Origin of the sequence: Actinoplanes sp. DH11 (assembly GCF_020873875.1) — a bacterium.
Taxonomy (GTDB): Bacteria; Actinomycetota; Actinomycetes; order Mycobacteriales; family Micromonosporaceae; genus Actinoplanes.
Window position 1 is genome coordinate 1 of record NZ_JAHWGU010000219.1, and the last position, 258, is coordinate 258.

Sequence of the window (258 nt, forward strand, 5' to 3'; positions counted from 1 at the left end):
AGGGCCTGCGCCGTTTGTGGCGGCGTGGTGAAGAGGTCTTCGCCGAAGTGACCGTCGAGGCCGACGTGGACGGCTTCGGTATCCACCCGGCCCTGCTCGACGCCGCCCTGCACCCGGCCGGTGTTCTCTTGGCCGCCGGTACCGAGCCGTTGCTGCCTTTCGTCTTCAGTGGTGTGCGTCTTCTCGCTACGCAGGCCCGCACAGTACGTGTCCGGATGACCGGCGGCGGCGGCGGAGTGTCGTTGTTGTTGGCTGATG

Annotated in this window: 1 protein-coding gene; it reads left to right on the plus strand. The window is 67.4% G+C overall.

What is annotated here, in order from left to right; genetic code table 11:
- Positions 1-47 precede the first annotated feature (47 nt).
- Positions 48-258, plus strand: a 211-nt coding sequence (locus tag LPA41_RS43910; RefSeq protein ID WP_229077026.1) for a polyketide synthase dehydratase domain-containing protein, incomplete at its 3' end; no start/stop codon positions are given.